The sequence below is a fragment of the Mycolicibacterium psychrotolerans genome, from assembly GCF_010729305.1.
Classification (GTDB): domain Bacteria; phylum Actinomycetota; class Actinomycetes; order Mycobacteriales; family Mycobacteriaceae; genus Mycobacterium; species Mycobacterium psychrotolerans.
Genome location: NZ_AP022574.1, coordinates 3,945,695 through 3,964,467 on the forward strand (window position 1 = coordinate 3,945,695; position 18,773 = coordinate 3,964,467).

Annotated in this window: 18 protein-coding genes; 8 read left to right on the plus strand and 10 right to left on the minus strand. The window is 69.0% G+C overall.

Annotated elements, in window-relative coordinates; all coding sequences use genetic code 11:
• Window positions 1-176: 176 nt before the first annotated feature.
• Entirely contained in the window at window positions 177-818 is a 642-nt protein-coding gene (locus G6N45_RS19210; RefSeq protein ID WP_163723686.1) for a DUF998 domain-containing protein, read from the plus strand.
• Here G6N45_RS19210 and G6N45_RS19215 read toward each other — a convergent pair.
• Window positions 769-1,566 (minus strand): nitrilase-related carbon-nitrogen hydrolase, encoded by a 798-nt coding sequence (locus G6N45_RS19215; RefSeq protein ID WP_163723689.1) that lies wholly within the window; start codon window positions 1,564-1,566, stop codon window positions 769-771. The two genes, G6N45_RS19210 and G6N45_RS19215, sit on opposite strands and share 50 nt — an antisense overlap.
• Window positions 1,567-1,606: 40 nt before the next feature.
• Here G6N45_RS19215 and G6N45_RS19220 point away from each other — a divergent pair, with 40 nt between their 5' ends.
• Window positions 1,607-2,881, plus strand: a complete 1,275-nt coding sequence (locus G6N45_RS19220) for an adenylate/guanylate cyclase domain-containing protein (protein ID WP_246228729.1) — start codon at window positions 1,607-1,609, stop codon at window positions 2,879-2,881.
• Here the strand turns inward: G6N45_RS19220 and G6N45_RS19225 are convergent.
• Genes G6N45_RS19225 through G6N45_RS19255 form a run of 7 tightly spaced genes read right to left on the minus strand, consistent with a single transcriptional unit; the run spans window position 2,856 to window position 9,552 of the window.
• The gene (locus G6N45_RS19225) at window positions 2,856-3,341 is read right to left on the minus strand and encodes a Dps family protein (protein WP_163723691.1); all 486 of its coding nucleotides are present in this window, start codon (window positions 3,339-3,341) and stop codon (window positions 2,856-2,858) included. The genes G6N45_RS19220 and G6N45_RS19225 overlap by 26 nt on opposite strands.
• 38 nt (window positions 3,342-3,379) lie before the next feature.
• On the minus strand, window positions 3,380-5,131 hold the full coding sequence (locus G6N45_RS19230; protein ID WP_163723693.1) for a DUF2339 domain-containing protein: 1,752 nt from the start codon (window positions 5,129-5,131) through the stop codon (window positions 3,380-3,382).
• 44 nt (window positions 5,132-5,175) lie between these two features.
• On the minus strand, window positions 5,176-5,832 hold the full coding sequence (locus G6N45_RS19235) for a response regulator (RefSeq protein ID WP_163723695.1): 657 nt from the start codon (window positions 5,830-5,832) through the stop codon (window positions 5,176-5,178).
• Window positions 5,802-6,881 (minus strand): MacS family sensor histidine kinase, encoded by a 1,080-nt coding sequence (gene macS / locus G6N45_RS19240; RefSeq protein WP_407664220.1) that lies wholly within the window; start codon window positions 6,879-6,881, stop codon window positions 5,802-5,804. The genes G6N45_RS19235 and macS overlap by 31 nt, the downstream gene beginning before the upstream one ends.
• Before the next feature lie 38 nt (window positions 6,882-6,919).
• Entirely contained in the window at window positions 6,920-7,672 is a 753-nt protein-coding gene (locus G6N45_RS19245; RefSeq protein WP_163723698.1) for an amino acid ABC transporter ATP-binding protein, read from the minus strand.
• A gap of 26 nt (window positions 7,673-7,698) precedes the next feature.
• Window positions 7,699-8,616, minus strand: coding sequence for an amino acid ABC transporter permease (locus tag G6N45_RS19250; RefSeq protein WP_163723699.1), 918 nt, complete (start codon window positions 8,614-8,616; stop codon window positions 7,699-7,701).
• A 15-nt stretch (window positions 8,617-8,631) separates the two neighbouring features.
• Window positions 8,632-9,552: an ABC transporter substrate-binding protein gene (locus tag G6N45_RS19255; protein ID WP_163723701.1), complete on the minus strand. Its 921-nt coding sequence runs from the start codon at window positions 9,550-9,552 to the stop codon at window positions 8,632-8,634.
• Window positions 9,553-9,712: 160 nt separating this feature from the next.
• Between G6N45_RS19255 and G6N45_RS19260 the strand changes: the two genes are divergently transcribed.
• From G6N45_RS19260 to G6N45_RS19285, 6 genes are all read left to right on the plus strand, one after another.
• Window positions 9,713-10,306 (plus strand): HdeD family acid-resistance protein, encoded by a 594-nt coding sequence (locus tag G6N45_RS19260; protein WP_163723703.1) that lies wholly within the window; start codon window positions 9,713-9,715, stop codon window positions 10,304-10,306.
• 98 nt (window positions 10,307-10,404) lie between these two features.
• Window positions 10,405-11,862, plus strand: a complete 1,458-nt coding sequence (locus G6N45_RS19265) for a cytochrome ubiquinol oxidase subunit I (RefSeq protein ID WP_163723705.1) — start codon at window positions 10,405-10,407, stop codon at window positions 11,860-11,862.
• Between the two features lie 14 nt (window positions 11,863-11,876).
• A complete protein-coding gene (cydB, locus tag G6N45_RS19270) occupies window positions 11,877-12,917 on the plus strand; it encodes a cytochrome d ubiquinol oxidase subunit II (protein WP_163723707.1) in 1,041 nt (346 codons plus the stop codon).
• A 53-nt stretch (window positions 12,918-12,970) separates the two neighbouring features.
• Window positions 12,971-14,533, plus strand: a complete 1,563-nt coding sequence (cydD, locus tag G6N45_RS19275) for a thiol reductant ABC exporter subunit CydD (RefSeq protein WP_163728731.1) — start codon at window positions 12,971-12,973, stop codon at window positions 14,531-14,533.
• Window positions 14,520-15,977, plus strand: a complete 1,458-nt coding sequence (locus G6N45_RS19280) for an ATP-binding cassette domain-containing protein (protein WP_163723709.1) — start codon at window positions 14,520-14,522, stop codon at window positions 15,975-15,977. Before cydD ends, G6N45_RS19280 begins: the two co-directional genes overlap by 14 nt.
• Window positions 15,974-16,471, plus strand: coding sequence for a DUF4190 domain-containing protein (locus G6N45_RS19285; RefSeq protein WP_163723711.1), 498 nt, complete (start codon window positions 15,974-15,976; stop codon window positions 16,469-16,471). Before G6N45_RS19280 ends, G6N45_RS19285 begins: the two co-directional genes overlap by 4 nt.
• Here G6N45_RS19285 and G6N45_RS19290 read toward each other — a convergent pair.
• On the minus strand, window positions 16,455-17,330 hold the full coding sequence (locus G6N45_RS19290; protein WP_163723713.1) for an acyl-CoA thioesterase II: 876 nt from the start codon (window positions 17,328-17,330) through the stop codon (window positions 16,455-16,457). The two genes, G6N45_RS19285 and G6N45_RS19290, sit on opposite strands and share 17 nt — an antisense overlap.
• 14 nt (window positions 17,331-17,344) lie before the next feature.
• Window positions 17,345-18,763 carry a pyruvate kinase gene (pyk, locus tag G6N45_RS19295; protein ID WP_163723715.1) on the minus strand — a complete coding sequence of 473 codons (1,419 nt, stop codon included), beginning with the start codon at window positions 18,761-18,763 and terminating at the stop codon, window positions 17,345-17,347.
• Window positions 18,764-18,773 lie beyond the last annotated feature (10 nt).

The window sequence follows — 18,773 nt, forward strand, 5'->3', positions numbered from 1 at the left end:
CACGCGTGTTCATGCAATCTGGCAACTTTCTTAACCAAACAATTCGCTTCCATAAACTGCTACAACCGTATTTTGATCTTGATACTGCAAACACCATGACGGTGTTTCAGCGCCGCGTGTAGCTGGCCGCCGATTTCCCGCCCGCGCCCGATGTCAGCGGCTGGCACCCTGGCGTGGTGCGCACCCCGAGGGCTTCGACGGTTCGATGGACGGCCGCGTTTCTCTGGACTGCGGCCGGCGTCGGCTATCTCGCGGTGGAAGCGGTCACAGCGGCGCACGTTCCGGACTACAGCTACGCCCGCGACTACGTCAGTGACCTCGGCCGGCCGGCTTCTGACCTGGCGTGGTGGATGAACGCCGCGTTCCGGCTCCAGGGACTGGCGTTCGTCGTCGCCGGAGCGCTGGCCGTGTGGGCCACCCGGCCACGCCGCGGGGGGCTGGCGTTCGTCGTGTTCGCCTGCATGTACGGCGCCGGGTCGGTCGTGGTCGGCCTCTTCCCCAGCGGCGGCAGCGGCATGTGGCAGGTGCTACACGCCGCGGGTGCGACCGCGGCCATCATCGGGGGCAACCTCGCCGCCGGCACGGCCGGCTGGGCAGGCGTGCCCGACGATTCCCAGGCGTCGCGAGTGGCCGGCTACGGGCTCGGCGCCTTGGGCGTGTTGTCAGCGGTGCTGCTGGTGAACACCGAGCTACCCACCGGCCTCTTCGAGCGCGGAGCGATCTACTCGATCATCGCATGGCAGCTGGCTGCAGCGTGGACGGTCGGCGTCAGTACAGATCGAGCCGGCGGTCGTCGAGCAGGTGGACGTGCTCGGTGAGCATCTTGTTCCGACTCAGCGACAGGTCGAGGTCGGCCATCACCGTGCGCTCGCCCGGTCCGGCTTCGGCCACCACCCAGCCGTCGGCGCTTACGATCGCGGTGCCCTCCGTCCACCGCTGACCGCGTTCCACGCCGGCACGGTCGCAGGCCGCCACCGCGACGTGATTGGTGCGTGCCGTCGACATCGCCGTGATGACCTCCCCGGGGTGCTCCCCCTCGGGCCGCGGGAACAGCGGCCAGTTGACCGGGGCGACGATCAGATCCGCGCCGTCGACCACCGCGCGCCGAGTCAGCTCCCCGAATTCGAGGTCGTAGCAGAGCATCACCGCGATCGCGCCGTGCCGCGTCTGCACCACCGGCGGTAGATCGCCGCCGGGAGTGAAGATCAGCTTCTCGCGATCCCACAAATGCGTCTTGCGGTAGACCGCCGTCACCGCTCCCCCGTCGAGCACCGCCGCGCTGTTGTACAGCAGCCCGTCGTCACCCTGTTCGCAGAAGCCCAGCACCACGAGTGAATTTCCTGCCGCCGCAGCCCATTCGGCGAACCGCGGATCATCGGGCGCGAGCGAGGCGGCGCGGGCCTCGGCGTCGTCGGCGAGCATGTACCCCGACGTCACCAGTTCCGGCAGCACGATGACGTCGGCGCCGGCCCCGGACGCGTCGGCCACGGCCGCGGCGACGCGCTCGGTGTTCCCCTCGAGGTCGACGATCACGGGATCGATCTGACAGCACGCGATACGCGTCATTTCAGCAGGTTATCCCTCGACGGAGCGATAAGCTCCGGCCGTGCTGAACGTTCGGCCCGTCTGCGTGCCCGAGGTGGCACTGCAGGGCCGCGCGACCTCCCTGAACCGCCACCGTGCCGAAGCCGTCTCCCGGCGTATCCGTGTGCTCACCATCGCGGGGTGGATCGCCGCGGCCGTGTCGGCGGCCTTCGGGGTCTTCCAGCTGATGATCGGTGGATCGCTGTGGTGGTTGGGCGTCATCAACATCCTGTGCGGGCTGGCGTTCCTGAGCATCCCGCGGCTGTGCCCGCTCGGCGAAATCGTCGCGCCGGTGACGTTCGTCGTCTTCGCCTACCTGTCGGTGGGCTTCTTCTGCTTCACGATGGGCACCGGTACGGGACTGCAGTTCTACTTCCTAGTGTCGGCGTCCCTGGTGGTCCTGGTGCTCGGCGTGGAGCGCATAGCCCTGGCCGCGGTGATCGCGGCCATCGGCGTCGTGCTGATGATCGCGCTGGAGCTCACGGTGCCCAACGACCGGGGCATCGGACCGCCCTGGATGCTGACGGTCGGATTCATCAGTTCGGTGGTGTCGTCGGTGGTGATGATCTTCGCGACCCTCTGGTACACCCTGCGTGAGACCGAACGGGCCGAACGGGCCATGGAAGCCGAATACGAACGCTCCGAACGGTTGCTCGCCAACATCCTCCCCGAGACGATCGCCGACCGGCTCAAAGATCCGGCGCGCTCGGTGATCGCCGACAAGTACGACGACGCGTCGATTCTGTTCGCCGACATCGCCGGGTACACCAAGCGCGCCAGCGACACCGCCCCGGCCGAACTGGTGCGGTTCCTGGACCGGCTCTACACCGACCTCGATGCGCTCGTGGACCGGCACGGGCTGGAGAAAGTGAAGACGAGCGGCGACTCCTACATGGTGGTCAGCGGTGTGCCCACGCCGCGGTCGGACCACCTCGAAGCCCTTGCGGCGCTCGCTCTGGACATGGCCGACGCGGTCTCCGGGCTCACCGACCGGCAGGGCCGGGCCGTTCCGCTGCGGATCGGCATGGCGTGCGGACCCGTGGTCGCGGGTGTCGTCGGCGCCAAGAAGTTCTTCTACGACGTGTGGGGCGACGCGGTCAACGTCGCCTCCCGGATGGAGACCACCGACGTCGAAGGAAGGATCCAGGTGCCCGACGACGTGTACCAGCGGCTGCGCGAGCGCTTCGTACTCGAGGAACGCGGCTACGTGGAGGTCAAGGGCAAGGGCCCGATGCACACCTGGTATCTGGTGGGGCACCGGGCCCAGGCCGTCACACCTTCCGGTTCTCCGACTTGATCAGCCAGGCGAGCTTCTCCAGGCCGTCGATCAGCTGGTGCAGGATGTCGGCCGTGCTCGCATCCTCGGCGTCCACGGTGTCGTGCACCTCCCGCAGCGTGGCCACCGCGGCGTAGACGCGGGCGGCGATCAGGTCGACGACCTCGCCGGTGCTGTGTTCGAAGGCCGGGAACTCGGGCAGCGAGGTGCAGGCGGCCACCGTGTCGGACCTGCCGTCGGGAACCGCGTCGAGCGCGCGCATGCGTTCGGCGATGGTGTCGCTGGCTTCGCGGGCGAAGTCGACGACCTCGTCGAGTTGCAGATGCAAGTCGCGAAAGTTGGTGCCGACGACGTTCCAGTGCGCCTGCTTGCCCTGCAGGTGGAGCTCGATCAGATCGACGAGGACGCGCTGCAGCGCCCCGCTCAGCGCCGGTGAGGCCTGGAATCCGACGACTTCGGCTTCGGTCTTTCGTGTACCCATGACCATGACAACGCCTCCTTATCTGGAATGAGTCCAGTCTAGCGGGTATCGGTTGTCACAGCCTGCCTGTCCTGACGGTCCAGCAGCCGGGCGTAGCCCGAGCCCATGCCCAGCAGGACCAGACCGACCACGATGAACACCGCGACGCGGAACATCCCGTCGAGCGTGCCGAGGTCGAACAGGAACAACTTCGTCACGGCGGCGGCGACCAGTCCGAGACCACCCGCGATGGGCACGGACCGGTCGGCGCGGGGAAGACGGACGGCGTACCCGAAGACCGCCGCCGCCATGGCGATCCAGCAGATGGTCGCGACCATGTGCCCGGCGTAGAAACCGCGACCCGTCCCGCCGATCAACACACCCGCGGTCACGGTGAACGATGTGACCGCATACGCGACCACCGCCGCGGCGCCGGCCCACAGTGTGCGGTCCGCACCGGACATGGACCACGCGATCGCGACAGAGGCCAGCGCAAGCAGCACGCTCGACACCAGCGTCGACGCCCCCGCCGCCGCGCTCACGCCCGTCGGCACGAGCAGTGCCCCCAGCGGCGCCTCAGCAAGGTGAACGCCCCCACCCACGACCGCGAATCCGATTGCCGCCCAACGTGCGACGCTGTCGCGCCGGCCCGCGACCGCCGTGACGGCCGCCATCGCCAGCAGCAGCGGTCCGGCCACCGGCCCGTCGAAGGCGACGGTCACCGCGATCAGGGCCGCCACCGCGGACGTCGCGGAGAACACGTGCCGGGCGATGCCGGGCACGCCCGGCAGCCGGTCGCCGAGGAGAACGAGTGCCAGCAGTGCGGCCGACAGCGCGGCGATCATCAACGCCGCGACCACATGGTCGACGGCCAGTCCGACACAGAGCACCGGGCTCACGCCGGCCGCGGTCAGCAGAGCCACCGCCGTCCGGTTCGCCGTCCCCGGCAGCAACACGATCGCGCCGAACAGCGCCAGCAGCGCCGCGATGCCGCAGCCGCCGGCGAGCCAGAGGTCATGGCGTCCGTCGACGTGGCGCACCACCAACGCGACCAGGAGAGGCAGCGACGCGGCCGCGATGCGGGCGCCGTGCAGCCACACCCAGTCCCTGCCGATCTGCACGGGCAGCGACGCCGCGGAGAGCGCCAGCATGAAACCCACGAGGAGCAGGGTGACGCCGTCGGTCACGATCGGGGCGAGCACCACCAGCGGGACCAGCACCAGCAATCCCAGCTGTTGGGAGTTCCAGCGCCGGGCCAGCGTGAGCCCCGCCCCACCGACCGACGAGGCGAGGATCAGCCCGGCCGGCGCGGGCACCCAGTCGTAGATCGCGGTGACGGCGACGACGTCCATGTAGGCGGCGGCGATACCGGTGGCGGCGAGCGCGATCGAACCGACCCGGCCGCCGGGCCTGCTGTTCAGCCACCAGGCGGCGCCCACCAACGCTGCGGCGAGCACCGCGCCGGCGCCCACCCGGAACTCCGGTCGCAGGATTCCGGCCTGCGCGGCCAGCACGAGCAGCAGGACCACACCGATGAGCGTGACCGCGACGCCCGCGACGGCCAGCAGCTTGCCGATCCAGCCGTCGGACCGCTCCCGCGGGGGCCTCGGCGGAGGCGGTGGCGGGGGCACGTACTGCGGCACGGGGACCGGTGGCGCGACGGGCTGGGGCGCCGGGTACGGCCAGGGCGGCCGCGGGGCGAGGACACGGTCGAGTTCGGCGAGGTCGGCCGACACCCGGGCGAGCTGATGCGACAGCGCGGCGAAGTCCGCCGAGAGCCGGGCCACGACGGCGGTGTGCGGTTCGGTCATGAACCCAGCGTGACAACGTGCACCCGCCCGGCGGATGAGTACAACTACTCGTCGAGGCCGTGTTCGATCGCGTAGCGCGCCAATTCGACCCGATTGCCGACCTGCAACTTGCGGAACGTGGCCTGCACGTGGTTCTCGACCGTCCGATGGCTCAGGGAGAGACGGGCGGCGATCTGTTTGGCGGTCAGCCCCTTGGCGACGTGGCGCAGGATCTCGGTCTCCCGTTCGGTCAGGCTGGGCTGCGCGGGGCCGGTCTCGTCACGGGCGATGCGCCGGTACTCCCCCAGCACCAGACCCGCGAGGCCGGGGGTGAACACGGCGCGCCCCTGCGCGGTCGCCCGCACCGCCTCCGCGAGTTCCTGTTTGGACGCGCTCTTGACCAGATAGCCCGACGCGCCGGCCTTGACGGCCTCGAGCACGTCGTCGCGTTCGTCGGACGCCGAGAGCACCAGGACCCGCGACGACGGTGACACGGCGAGCACCTGCGCGGTGGCCGCAGCCCCGTCACCGTCGGCCAGCCGCATGTCCATCACCACCACGGCGGGCCGCACCACCGCGGCGCGCCGGCCGGCGGAGCCGACGCCGTCCGCCGTCGCCACCACGTCGAAACCGTCGTCGGCGAGATCGCGCGCCACCGCGTCGCGCCAGATGGGATGGTCGTCGACGACCATCACCGTGATCGCGGCACTGTCAGCTCCCATTCCACCCCCATCCCCGGGCCGGTGTGCAGCGTCGCGCTGCCGCCCAACCAATCCATCCGTCCCACAATCGATTTCGCGACGCCGATCCGGCCTTCCCGGACGGCGTCGGCAAGGCGGCCATCGGCGATCCCCACTCCGTCGTCGCGCACACTCACCGTCACCGACTCACCGAGATCCTCGAGCAGAACATACGCCCGCGCCGCGGGACCGGCGTGCGCGTCGACGTTGTCCAGTGCGTTGCCGACGGCGGCGCAGAGTTGATCGGCGACGGCGGCGTCGAGCAGCACCGGATGCGCGGGCACGCTCACCGACACCATGTCGGCGGCGCGGCGGCGCAGCATCGCGCCGAGGTCGGCCTGCGCCCCGTCGCCGGCCGCCTCCTCCCCTGTGACGACCAGCCGGCGCAGCGCACGCTCCTGCTCGCCCGCGAGTTCGGCCAATTGCTCTGTGGCACCGCCGATTTCCCGCCCGCGACGGGCCACCAGCGCGAGCACCTGCAGGACCCCGTCGTGGACGTGCCGGGACAGCCGCTCCCGTTCCTCGACAGACGCCGACAGCCGGGCCGCCCGCTCGAGTTCGGCGTGGGCGCGACGGGCGGTCTGCGCGGCCATGCCGATCGCGAGGCCGACCGCCAATTCGATGACGATGGTCGCGTTGCGGCCGAGGTCGACGCTGACGTACCCCTTCAGCACCGCTCCGAGCGACATCACCACGACACCGGTGAGCATGCCGCCGATCGGACCGAACAGGACGGCCGCGGAGATCGTGGCGTTCGTGGCCCACAGCGTGGTCGGCAGGGACTGGTTGTCCGCGATCCACCGATCGGAGGCGACGAGTTCGGTGGACAACACGAGCGCCACCACGACGACGATCTCGGTCAACACCCAGGCCGGCCGACGCCCGAAGCCCCGCAGGTAGGCCACCGCGCAGGCGATGCTCCACCCGATCAGCAGCGTGAACACCACCCAGCCGCCGGCGGGCCGCTCGAGGTCGGCGTTGACGGCGAACCCGAAGCCCAGCGCGTAGAGGCAGCTGAGCAGGCGGAACACCTGGGCCGCCCGCCACAGCGGCGCGGCGGGGTCGGGCGCTACATCACCTTGGAGAGAAACGCTTTGGTCCGTTCGTGTTGCGGGTTGGCCATGATCTCGCGCGGATCGCCGCGCTCGACGACGACGCCGGCGTCCATGAACGCCACTTCGTCCGCGACCTCGCGCGCGAATCCCATCTCGTGGGTGACGACCACCATCGTCATGCCCTCGGATGCCAGCGTCTTCATCACCCCGAGCACCTCGCCGACGAGCTCTGGGTCCAGGGCCGAGGTGGGTTCGTCGAACAGCATCAGCTTCGGATCCATGGCCAGCGCACGGGCGATCGCAACGCGCTGCTGCTGCCCGCCCGACAGCTGCGCGGGATACGCGTTGGCCTTCTCCGAAAGCCCGACCTGCTCGAGCAGATCCTTGCCGCGCTCGATGGCCTGCTTCTTGTTGACGCCCTTGACCTTGATCGGCGCCTCGACGATGTTGCCCAGCGCCGTGCGGTGCGGGAAGAGGTTGAAGTGCTGGAACACCATCCCGACCTCGCGGCGCTGCTTGGCCACGTCACCGGGCTTCATCTCGTGCAGTTTGCCGCCGCGCTCGGTGTAGCCGACCAGCTTCCCGTCGACGTAGAGTCGGCCCGCGCTCACCGTCTCGAGGTGGTTGATACACCGGAGGAATGTGGACTTGCCCGACCCGGACGGCCCGACCAGAACCAGCACCTCCCCCTGTTGGACCTCCAGCGTGATGCCCTTGAGCACCTTCAGCGCGCCGAAGTCCTTGCACACCAGCTCGGCCTTCACCATCGGCCTCGCGGCTTCAGCCGTTCCCGTCACATCGCACCTGTGCCTGCCTGCGCCTTCGCCAGCGCCTCGAGTTGCTTGGTCGTCAGCTTCCGCGACGCGCCACGGGAGAAGTACCGCTCGAGATAGAACTGGCCGACCATCAGGATGCTGGTCACGACCAGGTACCAGAACGCGGCGACCATGAGCAGCGGCACAGGTTCGAAGGTACGCGCGGCGATCTCCCTGGCGGTGATGCCGAACAGGTCGAGGGTGAACGGCACCGCGGTCACCAGCGACGTGGTCTTCAGCATGCTGATCACCTCGTTGCCGGTCGGCGGGATGATCACGCGCATCGCCTGCGGAAGCACCGTGCGCCGCATCGCGAGCCCCCAGGACATGCCCAGGGCCGTCGACGCCTCCAGCTGCCCCTCGGGGACGGAGCTGATGCCCGCGCGGATGATCTCGGCCATGTAGGCGGCCTCGTTGAGCGCCAAACCCAGCGTGGCCAGCAGGAACGGCAGCGACAGGCTCTGCAGGTCGAGCACGAAGAACGTCGGCCCGAACGGCACCCCCAATCGGAGCTGCTGGTAGATCGTCGGGATCAGACCCCAGAACACCAACTGCACGTAGATCGGCGTGCCGCGGAAGACCCACAGGTACATCCACGACACCCAGCGGAACACCGGGTTGGGCGAGAGCCGCATCACCGCCAGCAACACGCCCAGTGCTACGGCCAACACCATCGAATACACGGTCAGCTGCAGCGTGTTGAACAGCCCGACGGTCAGGACCCGCTCGTTGAAGAGGTACTCGCCGAAGACCGGCCAGCGGAAGGCGGGGTTGGTGGCCGCTCCCCAGACGAACAGGAAGGCCAGGATGAGGATGACGACGGCCGCTACCCACCGCCAAGGGTGCTTCAGCGGTATGGCGTCGATGGCCTCTGGCGGCGCGCCGTCATCACTCATGAATCCCGCTTTCGGTTAGGAGATCGCGCCGTTGATCACCGGCTTGTCGATCATGCCCTCTTCGAGACCCCAATTCGCGGCGATCTCCTTGTACTTACCGGTCTCGATCAGGTGCTCGAGGGCCTGCAGCAGCGACTGGGCCAGCGGCGAACCCTTCGCGACAGGCCAGCCGTAGGGCGCCGAGTCGAACGTCTCGCCGGCCTGCTCGAGCTTGCCGTTGGTCTGCTTGATCGCATACAGCGTCACCGGCGAGTCGGCCGACATCGCGTCGGCCTGACCGAGCACGACCGCGTTGGTGGCCGCGTCCTGGCTGTCGAAGGGCACGATCTCGATCGCCGGCTTGCCCTCGTCGGTGCACTTCTTGCTGCGGGCGGGCAGCTCGTCGGTCTCCTGGACGGTGGTGGCCTGCACCGCGACCTTCTTGCCGCAGGCGTTCTCGGGATCGATGCCGGCGCCCGGCTTCTGCGCCCACAGCGTGCCCGCGGAGAAGTAGGTGACGAAGTCGACCGACTGCTCGCGCTCCTTACTGTCGGTGAACGACGACATCCCGACGTTGAACGTGCCGCCCTGAATCGACGGGATGATCTTGGCGAAGTCGGCCTCCCGGTAGTCCGGGGTCAGGCCGAGCGTGCCGGCGATCGCGTTCATCAGGTCGACGTCGAAGCCGACGATCTTGCCCTCGGGATCCTTGAACTCGTTCGGTGCGTAGGGGATGTTCACGCCGATGACGAGCTTGCCCGAGGACTTGATGGCCTCCGGCACGGTGTTGGCGATCGCCTCGACCTTCTCGGCCGGGGCAGCGCTCGTCGTCGATTCTTTCTCGCTGCCCGAGTCTGAGCCGCTGGCGCACCCTGACAACGCCAGGGCACCCGTCGCGACGAATACGGCCGCCACCCGCCAGATCTTGGCCCGGCGGTCTTGCTTTCCACCCAACACAGTTGCCTCTACTTTCTCTGCGGCATGTCCAGCCAAGGACGTTAACGACCGATGACCCGACGCGCAGCGCCGGTAACGGAACATTAACGACCGTGTAGAGACATCACAGCGGTACCGCGAAACTGGAAGGTGCGGGTCGCCGGTGTGCCACACTGCGCGCATGGAAACCCCTGCTCCCCCAAGCATGTTGCAGCATCTGTGGAAGTCCGCGCTGCTGTCGGGCATTCTCGCGGTGATCCTCGGCGTCATGGTGCTCGTCTGGCCGGCCATCACCATCGTCGTCGCGGCGATCTTCTTCGGCGCCTACCTGCTGATCTCCGGCATCTCGCAGGTCGTCTTCGCCTTCAGCCTGCACGTTTCCGCCGGCGGCCGGGTTCTGCTGTTCCTCAGCGGTGCAGCCGCCCTGATCCTCGCGGTGCTGTGTTTCCGCAGCCTGCAGGACTCGATCCTGCTGCTGGCCATTTGGATCGGTGTCGGATTCATCTTCCGTGGCGTGGCCACGGCGGTGTCCGCGATCAGCGATCCCACGCTGCCCGGCCGGGGCTGGGAGATCTTCATCGGCGTGATCAGCCTGATCGCCGGTGTCGTGATGCTGGCCTCGCCGTTCGAGTCGCTGGCCACGCTGTCGATGGTCGTCGGCATCTGGCTGATCGTGATCGGCGTCTTCGAGACCGTGTCGGCGTTCGGCATCCGCAAGGCCAGCAAGAACATGGCCGAATGGCGGGAGAACGTCACCGCACCGTCCCCGGAATGAGGGCCGAAAGCCCCTAGGAATTCCGGCCCACTTCTCTACTACACTCTGTCGTAGATTGGTCGTAGACTGACCGAGTAGTAGACCTTGGGAGTGGGCCCATGAATGCCTTGGACGTGTCGCGGTGGCAGTTCGGGATCACCACCGTCTACCACTTCATCTTCGTCCCCCTCACCATCGGCCTGGCGCCGCTGATCGCGGTCATGCAGACGGTGTGGCACGTCACCGGCAACCCGTCCTGGTACCGGCTGACCCGCTTCTTCGGCAAGCTGTTCCTGATCAACTTCGCCCTCGGTGTCGCCACGGGCATCGTGCAGGAGTTCCAGTTCGGCATGAACTGGAGCGAGTACTCGAAGTTCGTCGGTGACATCTTCGGTGCGCCACTGGCGTTCGAGGGCCTGATCGCGTTCTTCTTCGAGTCGACGTTCATCGGCCTGTGGATCTTCGGCTGGACCAGGCTGCCGAAGGCCCTGCACCTGGTATGCATCTGGATCGTCGCGTTCGGCGTGAACGCCTCGGCGTACTTCATCATCGCGGCGAACTCGTTCATGCAGCATCCCGTCGGCGCCCGTTTCAACCCGGAGAGCGGACGCGCCGAACTGACCGACTTCGGCGCACTGCTCACCAACAACACGGCGATCTGGGCCTTCCTGCACGCGGTCGCCGGGGCGTTCCTGACCGCAGGCGCGTTCGTCGCCGGCATCTCGGCGTGGCTGATGGTGCGTGACGCCCGATCCTCCGGCGTCGCCGACAGCCGCTCGATGTACCGGCCCGCCGCGATGCTCGGCAGTCTGGTCGCCCTGGTGGCCGCGCTCGGGCTGTTCTTCACCGGTGACATCCAGGGCAAGTTGATGTTCGTCCAGCAGCCGATGAAGATGGCTTCTGCGGAATCCTTGTGCCACACCGAAACCGACCCGATGTTCTCCGTCCTCACCGTCGGCACCCACAACAACTGCGACAGCGTCACCCACCTCATCGAGGTGCCCTACGTGCTCCCGTTCCTGGCCGAGAGCAAGTTCAGCGGCGTGGAGCTGCAGGGGGTCCAGGATCTGCAGCAGCAATATCAGGACAAGTTCGGCCCGGGCGACTACCGGCCCAACCTGTTCGTCACCTACTGGGCGTTCCGCGCGATGATCGGCCTGCTGGCCGTGCCGGTCGCCTTCGCGCTGGCCACCCTGTGGCTCACCCGGGGCGGACGGATACCCGACCAACGCTGGTACGGGCGGTTCGGCATCCTCACCATTCCCGCCCCGTTCCTGGCCAACTCGGCCGGCTGGGTGTTCACCGAGATGGGGCGGCAACCCTGGGTGGTGGTGCCCAATCCGACCGGTGATCAGCTGGTGCGAATGACGGTGCAGGACGGCGTGTCCGGGCACTCCGCCGGTCTGGTGCTGTTCTCACTGGCCACGTTCACCCTGATCTACGGGGTGCTCGCGGTGATCTGGTTCTGGCTGATGCGCCGCTACGTCGTCGAGGGCCCGCAGGAACACGACTCCGAACCCGCCCCGCCCAAGGCGCCCAGCGACGACGACGTCGCTCCCCTGTCCTTCGCCTACTGAGAGGACGTGAAACCATGGGACTGCAGGAACTCTGGTTCTTCCTCATCGCCGCGCTGTTCCTCGGATTCCTCGTGCTCGAGGGTTTCGACTTCGGCGTCGGCATGCTGATGATCCCCTTCGGAGCCGTCGGCGCGGGCGACCCGGAACAACACCGGCGGGCGGCGCTGAACACCATCGGACCGGTGTGGGACGCCAACGAGGTCTGGTTGATCACCGCGGGCGCAGCGATGTTCGCGGCGTTCCCGAACTGGTATGCCACGGTGTTCTCGTCGCTGTACCTGCCCCTGTTGGCGATCCTGTTCGGCATGATCGTGCGCATCGTCGGCATCGAGTGGCGCGGCAAGGTCGACGATCCGCGGTGGCGCGGCTGGGCTGACCTCGGCATCGCGGTCGGCTCCTGGCTGCCCGCGATCCTGTGGGGTGTCGCGTTCGCCGTCCTGGTCCAGGGACTTCCGATCGACGCCGACGGCCGCTCGCAGGCCACGCTGACCGACGTCGTGAACGTGTACACGCTGTTGGGGGGTCTTGCGACCGCCTCGCTGTTCGCGTTCTACGGATCGGTGTTCGTCGCACTCAAGACCGCAGGGCCGGTGCGCGAGGACGCTTTCCGGTTCGCCCGAATCCTGTCGGCCCCGGTGGTCGTCCTCGCCGGCGGCTTCGGCCTGTGGACGCAGCTGGCGCACGGGAAGACCTGGACGTGGCTTGCGTTGGCGGTCGCGGTCGTCGCGCTGCTGACCGCCGTCCGGCTGATGTGGAGCCACGAGCGGGAGGGGCTCGCCTTCGTCTCGACGATCCTCGTCGTCGCGGCCGTCGCTGTGCTCCTGTTCGGCTCGCTGTACCCGAACCTGTTGCCCTCCACGCTCGATCCCGACTGGAGCGTCACCATCTACAACGGCTCGTCGACGCCGTACACGCTGAAGATCATGACGTGGGCGTCGTTGACGCTGCTGCCGTTGGTGATCGGCTACCAGAGTTGGACGTACTGGGTGTTCCGCAAACGCATCACGGCCGACGCGATCCCGGCCTCCGTCGGATTGTCGAGGTACCCGTCCTGACCGAGAACTCCCGCGCCCCCATCGACCCGCGGCTGTGGCGGGTCTCGACGGCGATGCGCCGATTCCTGGCCGCCAACACGGTGTGCGGCGTGGTCATCGCCGCGGCGGCGATCGGCTCGTCGGTGGCGCTCGCGGCGATCGTCGCACGTGTCATCACCGATCCGGCGTCCCGGTCGGTGAGCCTGCTGGCCGGGCCGATCTCGATCCTCGTGGCGCTTTGGGGCGTTCGCACACTGGCGCAGTGGCTGCAGGGCCGGCTCGCCCAGCGCGGCGCCAGCGCGGTGATCGCCGACCTCACCGATCAGGTGCTGCGGACCGCCACGTCGCTGCCCCCGCGCGAACTCAACCGGCGCCGCGACGACGCCGCGGCCGTGGTGACCCGCGGCCTGGACGGCTTGCGGGTCTACTTCACCACGTACCTGCCGTCGCTGTTCCTGGCGGCGATCCTGACCCCCGCCACCGCCGCGGTGATCGCGCTCTACGACTGGCAGTCGGCGGTGATCGTGCTGATCGCGTTGCCGCTCATCCCGATCTTCATGGTGCTCATCGGACTGGCCACCGAGGACCGGTCGGCCGCCGCACTGGCCGCGATGACCACGCTGCAGGCGCGCCTGCTCGACCTCGTGGCGGGCCTGCCCACGCTGCGGGCTCTCGGACGGGCGGAGGGGTCCGTCACAAGGATCGCCGAACTGGGCGCCGCGCACCGGCGCTCGGCAATGGCGACGATGCGCATCGCGTTCCTCTCCGCGCTGGTGCTCGAGCTGCTGGCCACCCTCGGGGTCGCGCTGGTCGCGGTCAGCGTGGGAATGCGCCTGGTGTACGGGCACATTCCGCTGACCGCCGCGCTGACCGCGCTGCTGCTGGCCCCCGAGGTGTTCTGGCCGCTGCGCCGCGTCGGGGCCGCGTTCCACTCCGCCCAGGACGGGAAGACCGCGGTGCAGGCGGCGTTCCGCTTCCTCGACACCGCACCGCCGCCGGCGGCGGGAACGCGCGTTCTGCCCGCGGACGCGCTGACCGTCGAGGTGGACGCCCCCGAGATGGTGGCCGAACCGGGCCGGGTCACGGTGCTCACCGGCCCCAACGGCATCGGGAAATCCACGCTGCTGCAGGCGATTCTCGGGCTCGACCTGCCCCCGGGGGGACACATCCGGATCAACGGCGTCGACGTCGCCGAGCTCGATCCGCAACGGTGGTGGGCCGAGGTGGCGTGGCTGGCGCAGCGCCCGGTGCTGATCCCCGGCACCGTCCGGGAGAACCTGGAACTGTTCGGGGCTCTGCCCGACCTTCAGGACGCCTGTGCCGCAGCGTGTTTCGACGAGGTGCTGGCCGGCTTGCCGGAGGGGCTGGACACCGTCATCGGGCGCGGCGGGCTCGGGTTGTCGCTGGGGCAGCGACAGCGCCTCGGACTGGCCCGGGTGCTCGGCTCGCAGGCACGGGTGCTGCTGTTGGACGAACCGACCGCCCACCTCGATGCGCCGACGGAGGCACGTGTGCTGCGCGCCATCGCCGAGCGCGCCGTTCGCGGCGCGACCGTGATCGTGGTGGGTCACCGGGATCCGGTGCTCGCGATCGGCGACGTCGTGGTCGACATGGGAGGTGTCCATGTGGGCGTATGAGCTGCTGCGGCCCCGGGCCTCGCGGGTCGCGCTCGCCGTCGCGTTCGGGGTGCTGTCGCTGGGCAGTGCCCTGGCGCTGGCCGGGGTGTCGGCGTGGCTGATCACCCGGGCATGGCAGATGCCGCCCGTGCTCGACCTGACGGTCGCGGTGGTCGCCGTGCGGGCGTTCGGTATCTCGCGGGGCGTGCTCGGCTACTGCGAACGGCTGGCCTCCCATGACACCGCGCTGCGGTCCGCGGGTTCTGCCCGCGAGCAGCTCTTCGCCCGGCTCGCGGCCGCGCCCGCCGACGCCGTGTTGCGCCGGCACAGCGGCGAACTCGTCGCACAGGCCGGAGCAGGGGTCGACGAACTGTCCGACGTGCTGGTGCGCGCCGTCGTGCCGATCTGCGTCGCTGCCGTGCTCGGGGTGGCCGCCGTCGGCGCGGTCGGGTTGATCTCCCCCGCCGCGGCGACGGTGCTCGCGGTATGCATGCTCGTCGCAGGCGTGTTGGCGCCCGCGCTTGCCGCACGTGCCGCTTCGAACGCCGAAGAGGTTGCCGCACAGCATCATTCGCAGCGTGACACGGCGGCCATGCTGGTGCTCGAACATGCTCCCGAACTCCGGGTCAGCGGCCGGCTGGCCGGCATCATCGCCGACGCCGGCGAGCAGCAGCGCCGCTGGGGACGCGCGATGGATCGCGCCGCGGCGCCCGCCGCACTCGCCGCCGCCGCTCCCACCGCCGCGATCGGCGTGAGCGTCCTCGGCGCGCTGGTTGCCGGTATCTCCCTGTCGAACGCGGTCGCGCCGACCACCGTCGCGGTGCTGATGTTGTTGCCGCTCTCGGCCTTCGAGGCCATGACCGCGCTCCCCGGCGCTGCCGTCACGCTGACCCGGGCCCGGATCGCCGCCCGGCGACTGCTCGCCCTGACCGAAGCAGTCGATGACGACGGCCGCCGCCCCGACGTGGCGCCGCTGCACCTTCGGCGCGGTGAGCGCGTCGCCGTCGTCGGAGCGAGCGGCTGCGGGAAGACGACGTTGTTGATGCGCACCGAAGGCACGTTCTTCGCCGAGGACGCACACCTGTTCGCCACGACGGTGCGGGACAACCTGCTGGTCGCACGCGGTGACGCCACCGACGCCGAACTGACCTACGCGTTGCACCGGGTGGGGTTGAGCCGCTGGCTCGACCAGCTGCCCGACGGATTGTCGACCGTGCTCACCGGTGGCGCCGCGTCGGTCTCGGCGGGTCAGCGGCGCCGGCTGCTGCTCGCACGGGCGTTGATCTCGACCGCACCGACCGTGCTTCTCGACGAACCGACCGAGCATCTCGACGCCTCCGACGCCGACGCGATGCTGGTCGACCTCCTCACCCCCGGCGGCCTGTTCGGCCCGGATCGGACCGTCGTCGTCGCCACGCATCATCTGCCGGAAACCGCGGGCGTGCGAGTAATCTCACCGGCATGAGCGAACCGCCGCCGCCCCCGTACGGGCCGAGTCCGGGCAGCTACCCGCCCCCACCGCCCCAGTACGGCAGTTACGGTGGCTACGGCGGCTACCCCGTGCCGCCCCCGGCGTCCGCGCCGCGCAACGGCCTCGGCACCGCGGCGCTGATCCTCGCGATCGTCGGGCTGGTGCTGTGCTGGTCCATCGCGGGCGGCATCATCCTCGGCCTGTGCGCGGTCATCATCGGATTCGTCGCCCGCGGCCGCGTCACACGCGGCGAGGCGACCAACGGCGGCGTCGCGATCGCCGGCATCGTGCTCGGCGTCATCGCGATCATCGCCGCACTGGTGTTCATCCCGATCTACATCGGCCTGTTCGATCAGGTCGGCGGGACGGACTACGTGGACTGCCTGAGCCGCGCCGGCAACGACACCGAGGCAGCGCAGCGGTGCGCCGACGAGTTCACCCAGCGCGTCGAAGACCAGTTCTCGATCACGGTCACGCCGACGCCGTAGTCCGCGCCGGGAAATACTTGACGATCCCCTCCTGCACGACGGTGGCCAACAGTCGGCCCGACCGGTCGAAGAAGTGTCCGGAACCCAGGCCCCGCGACTCCGCCGCGACCGGCGACGACGTGGCATAGAGCACCCACTCGTCGAAGCGCACCGGCCGATGGAACCACACCGAATGGTTGGTGGTCACCGCGAAGATCCGGTCGTGGCCCCACGACAACCCATGCGTGGTGATGATCGAGTCCAGCACCGTGGTGTCCGACGAATACACCAGTGCAGCGCCGTGCAGGACGGGATCGTCGGGCATGGCCCCCCGCGCCGTCATCCACACCCGGTTGTGGGCGAGGCGGTCGCCCTTGTCCCGCATGATCCAGGCCGGGTCGTTGGTGTAACGCCATTCGATCGGCCGCAGCGCGTTGACGAAGTGCGGCACCACGTCTTCGTAGCCCTGCAGCAGATCGTCGATCGGCGGGACCGTGAGCGGGTCGGTCAACTCGGGCGGCTGCACGCCGTGCTCGAGCCCCTTGCCGCCGGCCAGGTACGACACCAGCGCCGTGGTCAGCAGCTGCCCGTTCTGCATGACGTCGACCCGGCGGTTGGCGAAGCGCCGCTCATCACGCAGCCGCACCACATGGAATTCGAGGTCTTGGGCCGGGTCTCCGCCGGCGATGAAATGCACCGACAGCGCGCTGGGCGGCACCGGATGCGCCAGGGTGCGGCCCGCCGCGACGAACGCCTGCGCCATCATCTGACCGCCGAACGTGCGCACCGGGTTCTTGCTCGGGTGGGCGCCGCGGAACGTGTCGTCGTCGACGCGTTCCAGGTCGAGGATGGCCAGCAGCTCGTCGAAGTCCGCCGACACACAACCCCCTGGGTCTAGACGTCGTCCTCCCCGATGCGGTGGACGTGGATGAGATTCGTCGACCCTACTGTGCCCGGAGGCGCGCCCGCGACGATGACCACCAAATCGCCGCGCTTGTAGCGGCCGAGTTCGAGCATCGACTTGTCGACCTGACGGATCATGCCGTCCGTGGTCTGGATGTGCGGGACGATGAACGTCTCGGTGCCCCAGGTCAGCGCGAGCTGGCTGCGCACCTCGGGCAGCGCGGTGAACGCCAGCACGGGCAGCGGGGTGTGCAGGCGCGCCAGGCGGCGCACGGTGTCCCCTGACTGGGTGAAGGCGACCAGCGCCTTGGCGTCGAGGCGCTCCCCGATGTCACGGGCGGCGTAGGAGATCACGCCGCGCTTGGTGCGTGGCACGTGCGTCAGCGGCGGGGCGGCCACCGAGTTCTCCTCGACCGCGGAGATGATGCGGGCCATCGTCCGGACGGTCTCGAACGGCCACTTGCCGACCGACGTCTCACCGGAGAGCATCACGGCGTCGGCGCCGTCGAGAACGGCGTTGGCCACGTCGGAGGCCTCGGCCCGGGTGGGCCGGGAGTTCTCGATCATCGACTCCAGCATCTGGGTGGCCACGATGACGGGTTTGGCGTTCTCCCTTGCCATCTGGATGGCGCGCTTCTGTACCAGCGGCACTTCCTCCAGCGGCAGCTCGACGCCGAGATCGCCGCGCGCGACCATGATCGCGTCGAACGCGAGCACGATGGCCTCGAGGTTGTCGATCGCCTCGGGCTTCTCCAGCTTGGCGATGACCGGCACCCGCCGCCCGACGCGGTCCATGATCTCGTGGACGAGTTCGACGTCGGCGGGCGAGCGGACGAACGACAGCGCGACCAGGTCGACACCGAGGCGCAGCGCGAACTCCAGGTCGTCAATGTCCTTCTCCGACAGCGCCGGCGCCGACACGTTCATCCCGGGCAGCGACATGCCCTTGTTGTTGCTGACCTTGCCGCCCTCGGTGACGGTGCACACCACGTCGCTGCCGTCGATGTGTTCGACGACCAGCCCGACGTTGCCGTCGTCGACCAGCACCCGGTCACCCGGGCTCGCGTCCTGCGCCAGCCGCTTGTACGTCGTCGACACCCGATCGTGGGTGCCCTCGACGTCCTCGACGGTGATCCGGACCGTCTCGCCGTTCTCCCAGACGGTCGGTCCGTCGGCGAACCGGCCGAGCCGGATCTTCGGTCCCTGCAGGTCGGCGAGGATGCCGACGGCGTGCCCGGTGCTGTCCGACGCCATCCGGACGCGCTTGTAATTGGCATCGTGATCGGGGTAGTCGCCGTGGCTGAAATTGAGCCGGGCGACGTCCATCCCCGCCTCGACGAGTTTGCGGACCGCCTCCTCGGAGGCGGTCGCCGGACCCAACGTACAGACGATCTTTCCGCGTCTACTCACGGATGCCGAG